Below are 14,786 nucleotides of genomic sequence, written 5' to 3' on the forward strand. Positions count from 1 at the left end.
TGTTAAAAAGCTTTTGTGGCATTCACAAAAGCTTTTTTTATGGGGATAACTTTTTGGCGTTGGAAGCCGTTTTATGCCATTTCATAATATGGCTTACGTTTTAACACGCTTGGACAAAAGGCCAGCCCATGCACTTCTCCATCATCATCCCTACGCTAAACGAGTCCGCCGGTATTGAAGCCTGCCTGCTGGCATTGCAAGCATTGCGTCCTGCATGTGAGCTGATTGTAGCCGATGGCGGCAGTGTCGATGATACCGTCAAATTGGCGGCAGCTTGGGTCGATAAGGTATTGGTTTCAAAACCAGGACGCGCCAGTCAAATGAACTTCGGCGCAGAAAAAGCAATAGGTGACGTGCTGGTTTTTCTCCATGCCGACACTTACCTGCCCGGACACGCACTAGAACAAATCACCGCACATCTGGACGATGCCCACCACTGGGGACGTTTTGACGTACAACTCAGTGGACAGCATTTCATGTTGAAAATCATCGCGTTTATGATGAATTGGCGTTCGCGTCTGACCGGTATTGCGACAGGCGACCAAGTGCTATTTGTCACCCGCACGGCCTTTACCGCCGCCGGTGCTTATCCTGAAATTGCCCTGATGGAAGACATCGCCCTAAGCAAAGCCCTAAACAAAATCAGCAAGCCCGTGTGCCTAAAAGCCAAAGTGACCAGCTCAGGCCGCCGCTGGCAACAACACGGCGTTTTTCAAACCATTTTATTGATGTGGTGGCTGCGCGGCTGCTTTGCTTGCGGTGTCCATCCTGACAAACTGGCGGCAATCTATGCCAAGGGGCGATTATGGAAACGTGGCTAAGATTAACAATGGCGGCGGGCATTTTCGCCCTGATGATAGGCTTGGAAACGCTAATCCCCCGACGTAAAGCCCATATTGACCGCCAGCAACGCTGGCCCATCAATCTTGGCCTTGCCGCCGTCAATATGCTGCTGATGCGGGTATCTATCGGCGGCATGGCGTATCTGGCGGCGGATTACGCCCAAACACTAGGCGTGGGGTTGTTGAATTGGCTGGATGCGGCACCTGCACTGTCAATGCTCGTGACCTTATTCTGGCTGGATTTAGCCATTTACTGGCAACATGTCGCCAGCCACCACCTCCCGATAATCTGGCGTTTGCATCAAGTGCATCATAGCGATTTGGCGATTGACGCCACCACCGCCGTGCGTTTCCATCCACTGGAAATACTCTTGTCGATGGTTTATAAAACCCTGTGCATCATTTTAATCGGCGCAAATCCGCTGGCGGTGGTGGTGTTCGAAATTATCCTGAACGGCGCGGCGACGTTTAACCACAGCAATATCCATATCCCCACCCAATTGGAGCAAGCCTTGCGCTGGCTACTCATCACGCCGGATCTGCACCGTATCCACCATTCCACCTTGCCCGAAGAAACCAATAGCAACTACGGATTCTCCGTCGTTTTCTGGGATAAGCTGTTTAAAACTTATCGACCAGAACCGCAACAAGCTCAAACCACGATGCCCATCGGCTTGCCCGCACTCCGCCTAGCGACAGAATTAAGTTTTGTACGCTTATTACAATTGCCTTTTAAAGCATTGCGCTAAGAAAGCTGGCAAAGATACTTGCCATTGGATTCAATACGCAACTTATCTAAGCTAAGCCTGTACGCCAACTATGTGGAAAGTTTCGGAGCCAACACCGGCACCGTTTTTTCCCGGCAAGCCTTCTCCCCCCATCGGCGCCGAATGAAGGCGGCATCAAAACCGAGTTTTTCGGCGGACGCTTGCGGGGCCACGCTGGCTTATTACGATTTGACCAAGACTAACGTTGCCACGGCCGACCCCGATAAGATCAACCACCCCCGTTTTTCGGTCGTCACGCGCGTCATCCGCAGTCGTGGGCCGGAGCTGGATATTACCTGGGAAATCCTGCCGGGCTGGAATATGATATGGAATTATTTATGGTGGGTTAATGTTCGTTATAGTATTCTGGACTTTCAATCCACCACTCGACGAGGAATAAATCATGAGAAACAAAACCGTTTTATTGGCCACGCTGTTCATCGCATCCAATGCCGCATTGGCGGATTTTGGCCTGCTCGAAGGCGTAGCCAAACAAGTTGCGAAAGATGTGGCTACCACAGCCGCGCCTGAAGCAGTAAAAAATGCCGAAGCGGTTAGCCAAGCGGTAGAACAGGCCAACGAATTAAAAAACGCATCCCCTGAAGCCTTAAAACAACAAGCACAAGAACGCGCCAAAGAAGCCGTCCAACAAAAAATCACCGACTCCGCCACCGCCGTTGCACCCGATGCGGTTAAAAATATCGAAGCCGCCAAACAAACGTTGGATCAAGCCAATACCTTAAAAAATGCGGTGACAAGGACACCGGACGCACTAAAAAACAATGCTAAAGAAGCCGTCAAAGCTAAAGTCCAAGAAGAAACCACCCAAGGCGTTATTGATTTGTTGCGTTGATTTGTTATAAACAATCGTCTTGCTATTCAAAAGCGCATCGTTGGGGTAAGGAAACCCCAACGATGCGCTTTTTGTTTCGAGGGGATCTGAAAATCTATTTCATCGTCGGCTTATCTACAATTTCCGGATTATTCTAAATCCCCCACACTTCAACACATGCCCAACCCCTTAATCTACAAAGGCCGTGCCAGCATCAGCAACACCGCCGGACGTTACGAAAAGCAAGACAGCGTGGCGGACGACGACGGCTGGGGCAGCTTGGATGCCGAGTTGCCGCCGCTGAAAACCGAAACCCTCATCGACAGCAGCAAGTCGGTGATCAACTACAATGATTCGCCGGATTTGCCGTTCGACCGATCCATCAACCCCTACCGGGGCTGTGAACACGGCTGCATTTATTGCTACGCACGGCCTTCCCATGCCTATTTGGGCCTATCCCCCGGCCTGGATTTTGAAAGCCGCATCCTGATCAAGCCCGATGCCGCGCGGGTGTTGCGCGAAGAACTGGGCAAGCGCAATTACCGTTGTGCGCCCTTGGCCTTGGGGACGAACACCGACCCTTACCAACCCTTGGAACGCCAGTACAAAATCATGCGGCAGATTTTGGAAGTGTTGGCGGATGTGCGGCATCCGGTGAGCATCGTCACCAAATCGGCATTGGTCGAGCGCGATATTGACCTGCTGTCGGAAATGGCGGAACTTGGCTTGGTATCGGTGTTTCTGTCAGTCACGACGCTAGACCGCAAATTGGCGCGGAATTTAGAGCCACGCGCCGCCGCACCGCAACGGCGCTTGGAAGCTTTGGCAAAATTAAGGGCAGCGGGCATTCCGGCAGGCGTGATGGTTGCGCCCGTAATCCCCGCCTTAAACGACCACGAGCTGGAAAACATCGTCAAAGCAGCCCATGTGGCAGGAGCAATGAGTGCCGAGTACATTTTGCTGCGTTTACCCTTGGAAGTGGCGGATTTGTTTGAGGAATGGCTGCGTGAGAATTACCCCTTGAAAGCCGGGCATGTGATGAACCTGGTCTGCGACTGTCGCGGCGGCAAAACCTACGATCCGGCATTTCCCCAGCGCATGACTGGTACCGGCAGTTACGCCGATTTGCTCGCCCAACGTTTCCGTTTGATCAGCAAACGCTTGCAATTGGATCAAGGCTTACCCGCCTTGCGTACCGATTTGTTCCGCAAACCCGATGAAAGCGGGCAGATGAGTTTTGATTTTTTTGTTTGATGACCGATCAGTTTTTGCCGTGATGGCTTTTGGTGTCGCCAGGCGACGATTTATTAGGATGTGCCGACGTAAGGCATAAGTATCTACACAAGTTTTATTGGTCGTCATTCCGGCAGGGAGAGCGTAGCGAGGGTCGGCCGGAATGACGGGGGTATTTATAGTCGCTTATTTATTAACTGATATTACGCATTGTCCACGAAAGGCACGAAAAAACTCACTGACGCCTTCGTGAGCAAATAAGCGGCAACTTGAAATGCTCCCCTAGCCTTTTTCGCTTTCTAACGCAAGCCCGTAACGATTAAGGACGGGATTTTGACCCCACCGTCCCGCCCCGACCAATCCAAGCCAAATAAATGCTCAGGATCCTTTCGTGCTTTTTCGCTTCGCGCTCTACGGGTCGTGGACAAAAGGAAGTCGTGCGTAACATCAGTTATTACAAATAATAAAGACCCCAAAATCCATATAGAGCCTATTTTTCACTTCAAGAGGGGTGCTCCAGTAAATCCGCAACGGCACAGGCGTTGTGGAAATCAATCACCCGCTCCAAAGGCAGTTGGGTCGCTTCGGCAATATCGGTGAGGCAAGCCGCCTTGGTGCTCATGAACGCGGCTAACGGAAAGAAATATCTCTCTTCCTTGATGGACGCGGCCTCCTTGAGCAGGGCTTTGTCCGGCCAGCTCTTGAGACGGACGGCTTCATTCAGGTTGTAGCCGGAAAGCAGGCGTCCTTGCGAGGCATACAAGGCCGCATGGAACATCAATTCGGAAAGCGGATGTCCGGGCAGTTTGGGTAAGGACGGTTCTTTTTTGCGGCGTATCCTTGTCCGCCCGACTTGTACGATTTCTTCTTCGCCACTATTGTTGTCCACGATACTCACTTCTAGCTCCGACAATTGTGCCGCGCAGAGTTTGGCAAGCTCGGCTGGATCTGCTTCGGTGTAATATCTTCCTTCATCAGGGACAAGATAAATGGCAGCATGGCCCGTCAGTTCGCAACGCCGTATTTGCCGGTCGGCATCCGCCTTTTGGAGCAGGCCAAGCAGGTAATTGGCAGGATCGAATACATTTTCAGGTTCGACCATGATCAAACCGAGTGCGGCACAGGCATTGTAAAATTCGAAGACCTGCGCCAGGGGAATTCCGGTGGTTTCTGATACGGTGGTCAACGCCGCGCTTTTTTCGAGCAGGGACGCCGCCAACACCGGATCGAACTCCCTGTGGACCAAATGGGAAAAATCGGGACAAGACGTCAAGCTTACCTGCGTATCGGCATAGCAGCCTTGCAGCAATTGTCCTCCCGAACCACAAAGGGCGGCGTACCAGAGCAGTTCTTGGAGGGGACGCCCTAGCATTTCGGTGCCTTCTGCCGGAACCTTTCGATGTATCACCATCCGTGCAGCCCGCACTTCTTGGTCTTTGTCGGGCCGCCAATCAGGTGCCAACTCCACGCTGAAATCAAACGGCGCAGCAAGGCATAAAGCTTCCAGGGCCTTGATGTCAGGATGGGCGGTGTAATAGATCTGTTCCGCAGGAACAAGATAAACTTCCGGGGAGCCTGCATGGACACAATGGCGTGTGATTCCATCAGACATCGCTTTTTGGATCAATCCCAGAAAATGGAAAGCGGGATTGAAAGTGCCTTCTATTGCTTGGGGCATAATGAATTATCTCACTTTGTGAGTAGGTTGATGTAGGTAACTCCAGTGACCAAGCATTGATTGTGCCAAACTAACAATGGATAGGTAAGGCAAACAGGCTTTGACTAACGGTCGCTTGCCGGGCATTTATCGTAACATTTAAGCGGATCTTCCAAGCAGACCCTCACCGTCAACCAAGCAGAGACGACATGAATATTCAGTTAGGCAACAAGTGATTAAGGATTGAAATAACAAAAGTAATCCCTACAAGCTAGCATCTAGTGATTGTGGGACGCGGCCTTATCCTCAAGCCCCATCGATATTTCAAAACCGAAGGCATCTTGATAGCCACAAGAACTACGTTGCAAGCCAAGCGACGAAGCCTTTAAATTGAAACACGAATTAAAACGCGTAGATCACGGATAAAAGATACTGCACTAAAAACGCGCAAACAGCTCATTGCTTGTTTAAACTTGGTGCAAGCCGATACCGCCCCATGCTGTCGCCGCTTGCTAATCCAGATTGAAAGGATATTGGCGCGATTCCTGCTGGTTCTATCCCGATAGCAAGGTGGAATCGCCCTAAGAACGTGTTTTAAAAGCGTCGCGAGCGGTTCGAGCGCAACGACTGCCGGGATGCCACCACAAGGGTGGTCTATGGACAGAGGTAGGGCAACGCCCCTCAAGGGGGTCTATGGACAGAGCAGCGTAGCGGTGTGCCGAGGCGCACGGAGCGGAGAAACCGGAGTGTACTGGAGTACATGAGGATTTCGAGCACCGCGCAACGCAGCAATCGAACCGTGTAGCAGCTTTTAAAACACGTTCTAAATCCCCCTTGTTCCGATATGACCACCTCCAAAGCCCAAACGCCTTGAGAGATAACTGAAGTTAGGAGAAACCACATGGCAATACCATTAAAGCCTTTCGCATTATTAGCACCGTTGCTCTATTCGGGGACATTATTGGCACAGGAAGCCGTTGCCCTGCCTATCCCGAATAAGGGCGATACCAGTTGGATGATTGTCGCCACTGTCCTGGTCATTCTGATGACAATCCCGGGCTTGGCCTTGTTTTACGCCGGTATGGTGCGGGCAAAAAATATGCTTTCCATTTTAATGCAGGTATTTATGATTTTCTGCATGGTGGCTGTATTGTGGGCTTTATATGGTTACAGCATCGCGTTTACCGAAGGCAACCTGTTTTTCGGCGGCTTCGATAAGGTTTTTCTTAGGGGCGTGAACCCCGACTCGGTGGTGGCGACGTTCAGCAAGGGCGTGTATATCCCGGAATATATTTATGCGATGTTCCAATTGACTTTCGCCGCCATCACCCCCGCTTTAATTGTGGGTGCGTTCGCGGAAAGGATCAAATTTTCCGCCGTGCTGATGTTTATGTTTTTGTGGTTTACCTTTTCGTATCTGCCTATCGCCCACATGGTCTGGTACTGGGCAGGGCCCGACGCCTATACCGACGCGGCGGCGGCGGCAGCGGCAACCGATACGGCGGGGCTTATTTTCCAAAAAGGCGCGCTGGATTTTGCCGGTGGTACGGTAGTGCATATCAATGCCGGGATTTCTGGTTTGGTGGGGTGTTTGCTGGTAGGTAAACGGCTGGGGTTTGGACGGGATTCAATGGCCCCGCATAATGTACCGATGACGATGATCGGCTCGGCCTTGTTATGGGTCGGTTGGTTCGGTTTCAATGTCGGCTCCAATCTGGAGGCGAACGGTGCGGCTGGACTGGTGTTTGCCAACACGTTGCTGGCGACGGCCTCTGCGGCCCTGGCCTGGATGTTTGCGGAATGGTACATGCGCGGCACACCCAGTATGTTGGGCGCGGCTTCCGGCGCGGTGGCAGGACTCGTCGCAATTACCCCGGCGTGTGGTTGGTCCGGGCCAATGGGTGCAATCGTCCTGGGATTATTGGCTGGAGCCGTGTGTTTTTGGGCCGTGACGATGTTGAAAAACGCGATGGGCTACGACGATTCCCTGGACGTCTTCGGCGTACATGGCATCAGCGGCATGCTCGGTTCGCTGGGCACCGCGTTCGTCGCCTCACCTGCCTTAGGTGGCACCGGCGTCTACGATTATGTGGCAAATGGTTTTGGCGAATACAGCATCTTTACGCAGTTGCAAAGCCAACTTTGGGGCGTGATAGTGACTTTGATTTGGTCAGGCAGTGTATCTTACGTTGCGTATAAACTCGTTGACAAAGTCGTCGGCTTGCGTGTGGACGAGGATGCTGAACGCGAAGGCTTGGATATTTGCGAGCATGGCGAAACCGCTTATCACGATTGACGCGTATCTAATCCATCGATTTAGCTGCTTTAAAATGGATATTTTGCACACCTTTATTTTTAACATTTTAAGAGAATGCCGTCATTCCGGCAGGGATTGCCGGAATGACGATGCTTCCTCAATGTTGCGGTAAAAATAGCGGGGGTTAATCCTGTAAAAATCAAATGTAAAAACACTTTTGCACACCTACTTATCGTTTGCCATTAAGCTTTCATGGCCAACTTTCCAGATGGTCCATCAAACCGCTATTTGTCGGCAAAATCAAAGCAATATCTCGCATTTTCCTGCATGATGCCATGTATATGTCAAAATTAGATAACAACATGACAATTTGTCATTTTTCAATTAGCCCCATAGGCTGTTAGAGTACCTGCCTACGCAAAGACCGAATTGGAACTATAGCTCATCCACAGGGATGGATAGACTATGGCAACTTTGTTTTTGCACTCATGATGGTTTCATAACATGGGTTATCGTCTATGGATAATTACAGGGATTCAAACAAAACCACCCACCGCCATCTCTTTAACGGTGAGCCGCTAATTACCTTACCGAATCCTGATGCCCACGCCACTTCCGTCCGCGCAACCGCGCTGGTGTTTGCCGATCCGGCCTCAATCCACCTGCTGGAATATATCGAGCGGATTGCGCCTAGCGATGCAACGGTGCTGATTATCGGCGAAACGGGTACGGGTAAAGAATTGGTGGCGCGGCAAGTCCATAAACTTAGCCAACGTCAAACCGGCCCGTTTATCGCGGTAAACTGCGGCGCATTTTCCGAATCTTTGGTGGAAAGCGAATTGTTTGGACATGAGCGCGGCGCGTTCACCGGCGCCCTCAACACGCGTAGCGGTTGGTTTGAAGCGGCGAATGGCGGGACCTTGTTTCTCGATGAAATCGGGGATTTGCCCATGTCCACGCAAGTGAAAATCTTGCGCGTCTTGCAAGAGCAAGAAGTGGTGCGTGTCGGCTCCAGAACCCCCATCCCCATTGATGTGCGGCTGGTGGCGGCGACCAATGTCAATCTGGCTGAAGCCGTGCAGGCAGGACGGTTTCGTGAAGACTTGTATTATCGCCTGAATGTCGCGTCGCTGGATTTATTGCCGCTGCGCGAACGTCCCGGCGATATTCTGCCCTTGGTCTGGCATTTCATGGGGCGATATAGCAACCGGCTGAAACTGACCGATGTCGATTTGAGTGCTGATGCCGAACGCACCCTTATGAGCTATGCCTGGCCTGGTAACATCCGCGAACTGCAAAATGTGATCCATCACGCCTTGCTCATTTGCAAAAATGGCAAAGTGACCGCCGCTGACCTGCATTTAAACCCCGATTTCGGATTCGCACGTAACCGCCCGGCGAATGTGGTGGCCTCCACACCGTTGAAACCATTGGAAGACGCCTTGCTCGCCTTATACGAACAACCGTCCGATAATTTATTTGAAATGATCGAAGAAGCCATCATACGCACGGCTTATGCCTACTGCGAAAGCAACCAGGTGCAAACTGGACGCTTGCTGGGCATTAGCCGCAACATCCTGCGCCATCGCCTTAAACGCTTTGGTTATCTGGTGGCGGGCTGAGCTATCCAGAAAATGGCGGCAGCCATCACGCCCGCGCACAAACCCACACATCCACCCTAGCCACCCCCGCCTTTTTTAACACCTTTGCCAGCTCATGCACCGTTGAGCCAGTAGTCATCACATCATCCAGTACCGCGACATGCCGGACGGTGATAGGCTTGACCACGGCAAAGGCGTTTTTGATATTTTTCCTGCGCTGTTTAGCCGTCAGATTGCTCTGATGCGGCGTGTCATGCCGCCGTCGGCAAGTGTGCAAATCCAGCGGCACTTGTATCTCTTTGCTGACCGTGCGGGCGATTTCTATCGCCTGGTTAAACCCACGTTGCCGATAGCGGCTGTTGTGTAGCGGCACAGGCAAGATCAACTCCGGTTTTTCGGCGGTTTTTTGTAGATGCCCGGCCAACAAATGCCCCAGCAAACGGGCGTTTTTATACTGTGCGCCAAATTTCAAGCCCATGACCAAATAACGCAAGGAATCTCCGTAAACAAACGGCGCATAAGTTTCATCAAACGCCGGACGCTGGCTTAGGCAACGGCCACACAACATCGGCGCGGATGATGGCGTTGGCAGACGGTCGGCACATTGGTAGCAGCATTGGGTATTGCGCGGCAATTGCTGGTGGCAAGGCTGGCACAAGTCACGATGCGGCATTCCTGGATTCCCACATAACAGACAGGTAGGCGGCAACAGGTAATCCTGTATAATATCCAGCCAGTTGTATACCAAATTCATAATAACAAGTTGATAAGTGTGGTTTTACGCTTAGCAATAACTATAGCCGGAGTTATCCCTTATGTCTGTATTACGCCACGATTGGCAGTTAGCCGAAGTGCTAGCCCTGTTCGCCCTCCCCTTCAACGACCTGATCTTTAAGGCCCAAAGCACCCACCGCGAACATTTCGACCCGAACGAAGTACAAATCAGCAGCTTGCTCAGCATCAAAACCGGATCGTGTTCAGAAGACTGCGGCTATTGCCCGCAAAGTGCGCGTTACGATTCCGGCCTGACCCCCGAAGCCCTGATGCCGATAGATAAAGTCCTGCAAGCCGCGCAACAAGCCAAAGACCAAGGCGCATCGCGTTTTTGTATGGGCGCGGCCTGGCGGCAACCGAAAGACCGCGACATCGAGCGCGTCGTGGAAATGGTGCAAGGCGTCAAAGCCTTAGGCATGGAAACTTGCGTGACGCTGGGCATGTTGACCGACAGCCAAACTGCACGGCTAAAAGAAGGCGGACTCGATTACTACAACCATAATCTGGACACCTCGGAAGATTACTACTCCGAAGTCATCACCACCCGCACCTATAAAGACCGTTTGGACACGCTGGCACGGGTGCGCGACGCCGGCATCAACGTCTGCTGCGGCGGCATCGTCGGCATGGGCGAAGGCGAACAAGACCGCGCCAAGCTGTTGATCGAATTGGCGAACCTGCCAAAACACCCGGAAAGCGTCCCGATCAACATGCTGGTACAAGTCGAAGGCACGCCGCTGATGGGCACGGAAAAACTCGACCCGCTAGTGTTCGTCCGCACCATCGCCGTCGCCCGCATCCTCATGCCGACTTCGCGCGTCCGCCTCTCCGCAGGCCGCAAAGATATGGGCGACGAAATGCAGGCTTTATGCTTCCTGGCGGGCGCAAACTCAATTTTTTATGGCGATAAATTGCTGACCACGGATAACCCGATGACTAACCATGATGTGGCGTTGTTTGACCGTTTGGGGCTGCATTCGGGTGGGTCTAGTTATGCTGTTGCATAGTAGATCGTGCTGTAGGACATGGATACAAAACAACCAATTGGGAAATCAGTAAATATCTTGCAAAGTAAAGAACATGTTAAGCACAATATTAATCGCCCCATAAGTTCGCGCACAGTAACCTTATCATACTGTGCGCGAACTTATGGGGCGATTAATAAATCCAATCAATAGGTTGTTAATTGTTTCATAAGTAATCGCACTTCCAATTTTGAAATTTATGGAGCGATTACTTATGAAACAATTAACATAAGCATGTTATCCAACAAAAATGCTTTTCATCACATAACTCAAGTGATTTTTAACATGTATAAAATAGAACATAACCATTTCTCCGCAATCAACGGTGAGTTTCCTGCGCCTGAAATGGGTAAATTCAAGTTTATTGACCTGTTTGCTGGCATAGGCGGTTTTCGCCTGGCTATGCAGTCTGTTGGCGGAAAATGTGTATTCTCCAGCGAATGGAACAAAGATTCGCAAACCACCTATTTCGACAATTTTGGCGAACTGCCCGCAGGTGACATCACCACTATTTCTGAACACGACATACCTGACCATGATGTGCTGTGCGCAGGATTTCCTTGCCAGCCGTTCAGTTTGGCAGGGGTTTCCGCACGGACATCGTTAAATACCGCCCACGGTTTTGCTTGCGAAACCCAAGGCACGTTGTTTTTTGACGTGATGAGGATTGTGGCGGCAAAACGTCCTGCCGTAATTTTTCTGGAAAATGTCAAAAACCTGGTGCGACATGACAAAGGCAATACGTTTGCCATTATCAAAAAGACTATCGAAGCACTCGGCTATTCGTTCAGTTACGCGGTCATCAACGATATAACAGATGTGCCTTATAACAGGTAAGAGATAGTTTTCCCTATAAATGGAAGGAAATAATGACTACAAAAACGGGTTGGACTCGCAACCAATTGTTGGTTGCCTTTAATCTATATTGTCAAATTCCTTTTGGAAAACTGCACTTTCGAAATCCTGAAATCATCAAATATGCTGAAATGATTGGCAGAACTCCATCTGCATTAGCGATGAAACTATCTAATATTGCTAGCCTTGATCCAGCAATAACATCATCTGGACGCAAAGGATTGAAAGGTGCTTCGGCTTCTGACAGGGCAATGTGGGAAGAAATGCAAGCAGACTGGGAAAGCTTCGCTAATAAAGTTGAACAAGCAACAAATGCTTTTGGAATAATGGAGTTGTCCGTAGACACTTATGAATCTTCCGAGCCAAATAATTTTATTGATTACACTGGGAGCAACAAGGCAATCCAAACAACATCACGAATTGGTCAGAATTTTTTTAGGCGGGCTGTGCTTAGTGCGTATGACTATCGTTGCTGCATCACTGGGTTGGCAATTTCAAAACTGTTAGTGGCTAGCCATATCGTTCCCTGGAGGATTGATGAGGCTAATCGTCTTAATCCCAGCAATGGGCTTTGTCTGTCTATGTTGCATGACAAAGCATTTGATGTCGGCATAATTACGATTTCTGAGGATATGACGGTTAACGTTTCAAAAAAGTACAAAGAAAAAACAGATGGTTTTTTTTATTCAGCCATTTGGACTTATGACGGCAAGCCAATTTCATTGCCAGAAAAATTTATACCCCATTCAGAATTCCTTGTTTATCATAGGGAATTCATTTTTGAGAAGGTCGAACTTTGAGTTACCGCACCTAGCTCAAAGCGACGATATTTATTATTGATGGCATTCGTTTTATTTATGTTTTTACACAATAGTGCCATCCGGATTGGCAGCATGGCAGAGGCACAATGGCGGGATGAAAATATCATCATCGTCTATGATGGAACAGAAAACGTGTATCAGGATTCGTTGTTAGAGTTGGACGCAATAAAAATCAATACATTGCAAGCACGCGATGTGTTTTCAAGAGACCGGAACCTAGCTCTGGAAAGAATTAAAATCGAAAAATACCGATGTGAATACAGTGCGTCGCACAGCCTTTTCATTTCACGTCATACACAAAGACCCTATCTTGAAGCCCATCATTTAATTCCGATGGCGTTACAAAAAGTGCTACCCAAGAAACTCGATACTATAGAAAATATTTTCAGCCTTTGCCCATATTGCCATCGGGCAATCCATCATGCCGAAAAGGATTTGACACGTGGCATCCTTAAACGGCTTGTTGATAAAAGGCCGGACATTCTCCATATTATGAATATCACGAGAACGGATATATTCAGTTTTTATTCCGTTGAAGAGATATATTAACCAAGTCGGTTGGATTTGGCGACGCTAACTAAGCAATTCCGATTTGTAGGAAAAACCATGGAACTCTCCGCAATCTTAACCCCGCCCCTGAAGGCGGCTACGTCGCCTTAAACCCGGAAACAGGCACAACCAGCCAAGGCGATAGCATTGAAGAGGCTTTGGCAAATCTACAAGAAGCCACCGAACTTTATTTGGAAGAATTCCCTATCACTTTTTCAGACCGCTCGTTAATGACAACTTTTCAAGTTTCGTAGGTTGGGTTAGCGGTAGCGTAACCCAGCATTTGTCACTCCGATAGGTTGGGCTTCGTTCCTCAGCCCAACCTACAAACCCAATCCAATCATGCCCTTTCAACATTTAACCCACAATCTCAATAAGCTCACCCAACAAGGCTTATACCGTTCCCGCCGCATCGTAGCTTCCCCGCAAGGCATCCATCTGCAATTAAACGGCAAAACCGTCATCAATTTTTGCAGCAACGATTACTTGGGGCTGGCAAACCATCCGGCGGTGGTACAGGCGTTTAAAAATGCCGCCGACACTTACGGCGTGGGCAGCGGTTCGGCGCATTTGATTTGCGGGCATAGCACGGCGCATCATGCGCTGGAAGATGAACTAGCGGCGTTTACCGGACGCGAGCGGGCGTTGCTGTTTTCCACGGGTTATATGGCGAATATCGGCGTGATCAACGCCTTGGTCGGGCACGGTGATGCGGTGTTTGAAGACCGCCTGAACCATGCGTCCTTGCTGGACGGCGGTTTGTCATCGGGGGCAAAATTCAAACGCTATGCCCATGCTGACACTCAATATTTGACGAAATTGTTAGCTCAAGCGACGGGCAATAAATTGGTCGTTACCGATGGTGTGTTCAGCATGGATGGCGATGTCGCGCCTTTGCCGGAATTGGCGGCAGTGGCAAAACAACACGATGCGTGGCTGATGGTCGATGACGCGCACGGTTTGGGCGTGTTGGGTGAAAACGGCGGCGGTTTATTGGAGCAATTCGGCTTGGTGCAGGACGATGTGCAAGTGCTGATGGGGACATTGGGCAAAGGTTTTGGCACCTTTGGCGCGTTTGTCGCGGGATCTGAGGTGTTGGTCGAAACCTTGATCCAATCGGCGCGGACTTATATTTATACCACGGCTTTACCACCTGCCGTTGCCGAAGCCACCCGCGCCAGCCTACATATTATTCAAACCGAAAATTGGCGCAGGGAGAAACTCAATAGCTTAGTGGCGCGTTTCCGCGATGGTGCCGAACAACTAGGTTTGCAATTGATGCCCTCGTCTTCGCCTATCCAACCGATAGTAATTGGCGACAGCCATCGCACCGTAGCAATCAGCAATGCCTTATTGGCAGCAGGGTTTTTGGTCAGCGCGATCCGTCCGCCGACTGTGGCACAAGGAACTGCACGGTTGCGGGTGACTTTATCGGCGGCGCATGAAGAGTCGATGGTTGATGGTTTATTAGCCGCCCTTGGGTTGATCATCGGCAGTGGCAGAAAATGTCCGCCCTGGACTGATGGGCATGACCATGATTGATTTTCACGCCATCGGGTATTACCATTAAAGT

Annotated in this window: 13 protein-coding genes; 11 read left to right on the forward strand and 2 right to left on the reverse strand. The window is 50.3% G+C overall.

Going from position 1 to position 14,786, the window contains the following annotated elements; genetic code table 11:
* Positions 1-128: 128 nt before the first annotated feature.
* The 4 genes from PHH59_RS07275 to PHH59_RS07290 all read left to right on the forward strand — a co-directional run bounded on the left by PHH59_RS07275 (position 129) and on the right by PHH59_RS07290 (position 3,695).
* Positions 129-821: a TIGR04283 family arsenosugar biosynthesis glycosyltransferase gene (locus PHH59_RS07275; protein WP_300013432.1), complete on the forward strand. Its 693-nt coding sequence runs from the start codon at positions 129-131 to the stop codon at positions 819-821.
* Positions 806-1,591 (forward strand): sterol desaturase family protein, encoded by a 786-nt coding sequence (locus tag PHH59_RS07280; RefSeq protein WP_300013435.1) that lies wholly within the window; start codon positions 806-808, stop codon positions 1,589-1,591. The genes PHH59_RS07275 and PHH59_RS07280 overlap by 16 nt, the downstream gene beginning before the upstream one ends.
* A 421-nt stretch (positions 1,592-2,012) precedes the next feature.
* On the forward strand, positions 2,013-2,462 hold the full coding sequence (locus tag PHH59_RS07285; protein WP_300013438.1) for a hypothetical protein: 450 nt from the start codon (positions 2,013-2,015) through the stop codon (positions 2,460-2,462).
* Positions 2,463-2,618: 156 nt separating this feature from the next.
* Positions 2,619-3,695 (forward strand): PA0069 family radical SAM protein, encoded by a 1,077-nt coding sequence (locus PHH59_RS07290; protein ID WP_300013441.1) that lies wholly within the window; start codon positions 2,619-2,621, stop codon positions 3,693-3,695.
* 481 nt (positions 3,696-4,176) lie between these two features.
* Here the strand turns inward: PHH59_RS07290 and PHH59_RS07295 are convergent, their stop codons facing one another.
* Positions 4,177-5,352: a hypothetical protein gene (locus tag PHH59_RS07295; protein ID WP_300013444.1), complete on the reverse strand. Its 1,176-nt coding sequence runs from the start codon at positions 5,350-5,352 to the stop codon at positions 4,177-4,179.
* 880 nt (positions 5,353-6,232) lie between these two features.
* Here PHH59_RS07295 and PHH59_RS07300 point away from each other — a divergent pair.
* Positions 6,233-7,627 carry an ammonium transporter gene (locus PHH59_RS07300; protein ID WP_300013446.1) on the forward strand — a complete coding sequence of 465 codons (1,395 nt, stop codon included), beginning with the start codon at positions 6,233-6,235 and terminating at the stop codon, positions 7,625-7,627.
* Positions 7,628-8,106: 479 nt separating this feature from the next.
* Positions 8,107-9,210, forward strand: coding sequence for a sigma-54 dependent transcriptional regulator (locus PHH59_RS07305; RefSeq protein ID WP_300013449.1), 1,104 nt, complete (start codon positions 8,107-8,109; stop codon positions 9,208-9,210).
* Between the two features lie 25 nt (positions 9,211-9,235).
* Here the strand turns inward: PHH59_RS07305 and PHH59_RS07310 are convergent, their stop codons facing one another.
* Positions 9,236-9,943, reverse strand: a complete 708-nt coding sequence (locus PHH59_RS07310; protein WP_300013452.1) for a ComF family protein — start codon at positions 9,941-9,943, stop codon at positions 9,236-9,238.
* A gap of 61 nt (positions 9,944-10,004) precedes the next feature.
* Here PHH59_RS07310 and bioB point away from each other — a divergent pair, with 61 nt between their 5' ends.
* The 5 genes from bioB to bioF all read left to right on the forward strand — a co-directional run bounded on the left by bioB (position 10,005) and on the right by bioF (position 14,755).
* Positions 10,005-10,970 (forward strand): biotin synthase BioB, encoded by a 966-nt coding sequence (bioB, locus tag PHH59_RS07315; protein ID WP_300013455.1) that lies wholly within the window; start codon positions 10,005-10,007, stop codon positions 10,968-10,970.
* Positions 10,971-11,273: 303 nt separating this feature from the next.
* Positions 11,274-11,825: a DNA (cytosine-5-)-methyltransferase gene (gene dcm / locus PHH59_RS07320; protein ID WP_300013458.1), complete on the forward strand. Its 552-nt coding sequence runs from the start codon at positions 11,274-11,276 to the stop codon at positions 11,823-11,825.
* Between the two features lie 32 nt (positions 11,826-11,857).
* A complete protein-coding gene (locus PHH59_RS07325; protein ID WP_300013460.1) occupies positions 11,858-12,643 on the forward strand; it encodes an HNH endonuclease in 786 nt (261 codons plus the stop codon).
* 39 nt (positions 12,644-12,682) lie between these two features.
* Positions 12,683-13,213 (forward strand): HNH endonuclease, encoded by a 531-nt coding sequence (locus PHH59_RS07330; protein ID WP_300013463.1) that lies wholly within the window; start codon positions 12,683-12,685, stop codon positions 13,211-13,213.
* Positions 13,214-13,555: 342 nt separating this feature from the next.
* Positions 13,556-14,755, forward strand: a complete 1,200-nt coding sequence (gene bioF, locus PHH59_RS07335; RefSeq protein ID WP_300013466.1) for an 8-amino-7-oxononanoate synthase — start codon at positions 13,556-13,558, stop codon at positions 14,753-14,755.
* The last annotated feature ends 31 nt before the right edge of the window (positions 14,756-14,786 follow it).

It is taken from the genome of Methylovulum sp. (genome assembly GCF_028687615.1).
GTDB lineage: Bacteria > Pseudomonadota > Gammaproteobacteria > Methylococcales > Methylomonadaceae > Methylovulum.

Excerpts from the sequence above, each read along its gene's own strand:
- PHH59_RS07310 (WP_300013452.1), bottom strand. The coding sequence starts at position 9,943 with ATGAATTTGGTATACAACTGGCTGGATATTATACAGGATTACCTGTTG.
- bioB (WP_300013455.1), top strand. The coding sequence starts at position 10,005 with ATGTCTGTATTACGCCACGATTGGCAGTTAGCCGAAGTGCTAGCCCTG.
- PHH59_RS07305 (WP_300013449.1), top strand. The coding sequence starts at position 8,107 with ATGGATAATTACAGGGATTCAAACAAAACCACCCACCGCCATCTCTTT.
- bioF (WP_300013466.1), top strand. The coding sequence starts at position 13,556 with ATGCCCTTTCAACATTTAACCCACAATCTCAATAAGCTCACCCAACAA.
- dcm (WP_300013458.1), top strand. The coding sequence starts at position 11,274 with ATGTATAAAATAGAACATAACCATTTCTCCGCAATCAACGGTGAGTTT.
- PHH59_RS07330 (WP_300013463.1), top strand. The coding sequence starts at position 12,683 with ATGGCATTCGTTTTATTTATGTTTTTACACAATAGTGCCATCCGGATT.
- PHH59_RS07275 (WP_300013432.1), top strand. The coding sequence starts at position 129 with ATGCACTTCTCCATCATCATCCCTACGCTAAACGAGTCCGCCGGTATT.
- PHH59_RS07295 (WP_300013444.1), bottom strand. The coding sequence starts at position 5,352 with ATGCCCCAAGCAATAGAAGGCACTTTCAATCCCGCTTTCCATTTTCTG.
- PHH59_RS07280 (WP_300013435.1), top strand. The coding sequence starts at position 806 with ATGGAAACGTGGCTAAGATTAACAATGGCGGCGGGCATTTTCGCCCTG.
- PHH59_RS07290 (WP_300013441.1), top strand. The coding sequence starts at position 2,619 with ATGCCCAACCCCTTAATCTACAAAGGCCGTGCCAGCATCAGCAACACC.
- PHH59_RS07300 (WP_300013446.1), top strand. The coding sequence starts at position 6,233 with ATGGCAATACCATTAAAGCCTTTCGCATTATTAGCACCGTTGCTCTAT.
- PHH59_RS07325 (WP_300013460.1), top strand. The coding sequence starts at position 11,858 with ATGACTACAAAAACGGGTTGGACTCGCAACCAATTGTTGGTTGCCTTT.
- PHH59_RS07285 (WP_300013438.1), top strand. The coding sequence starts at position 2,013 with ATGAGAAACAAAACCGTTTTATTGGCCACGCTGTTCATCGCATCCAAT.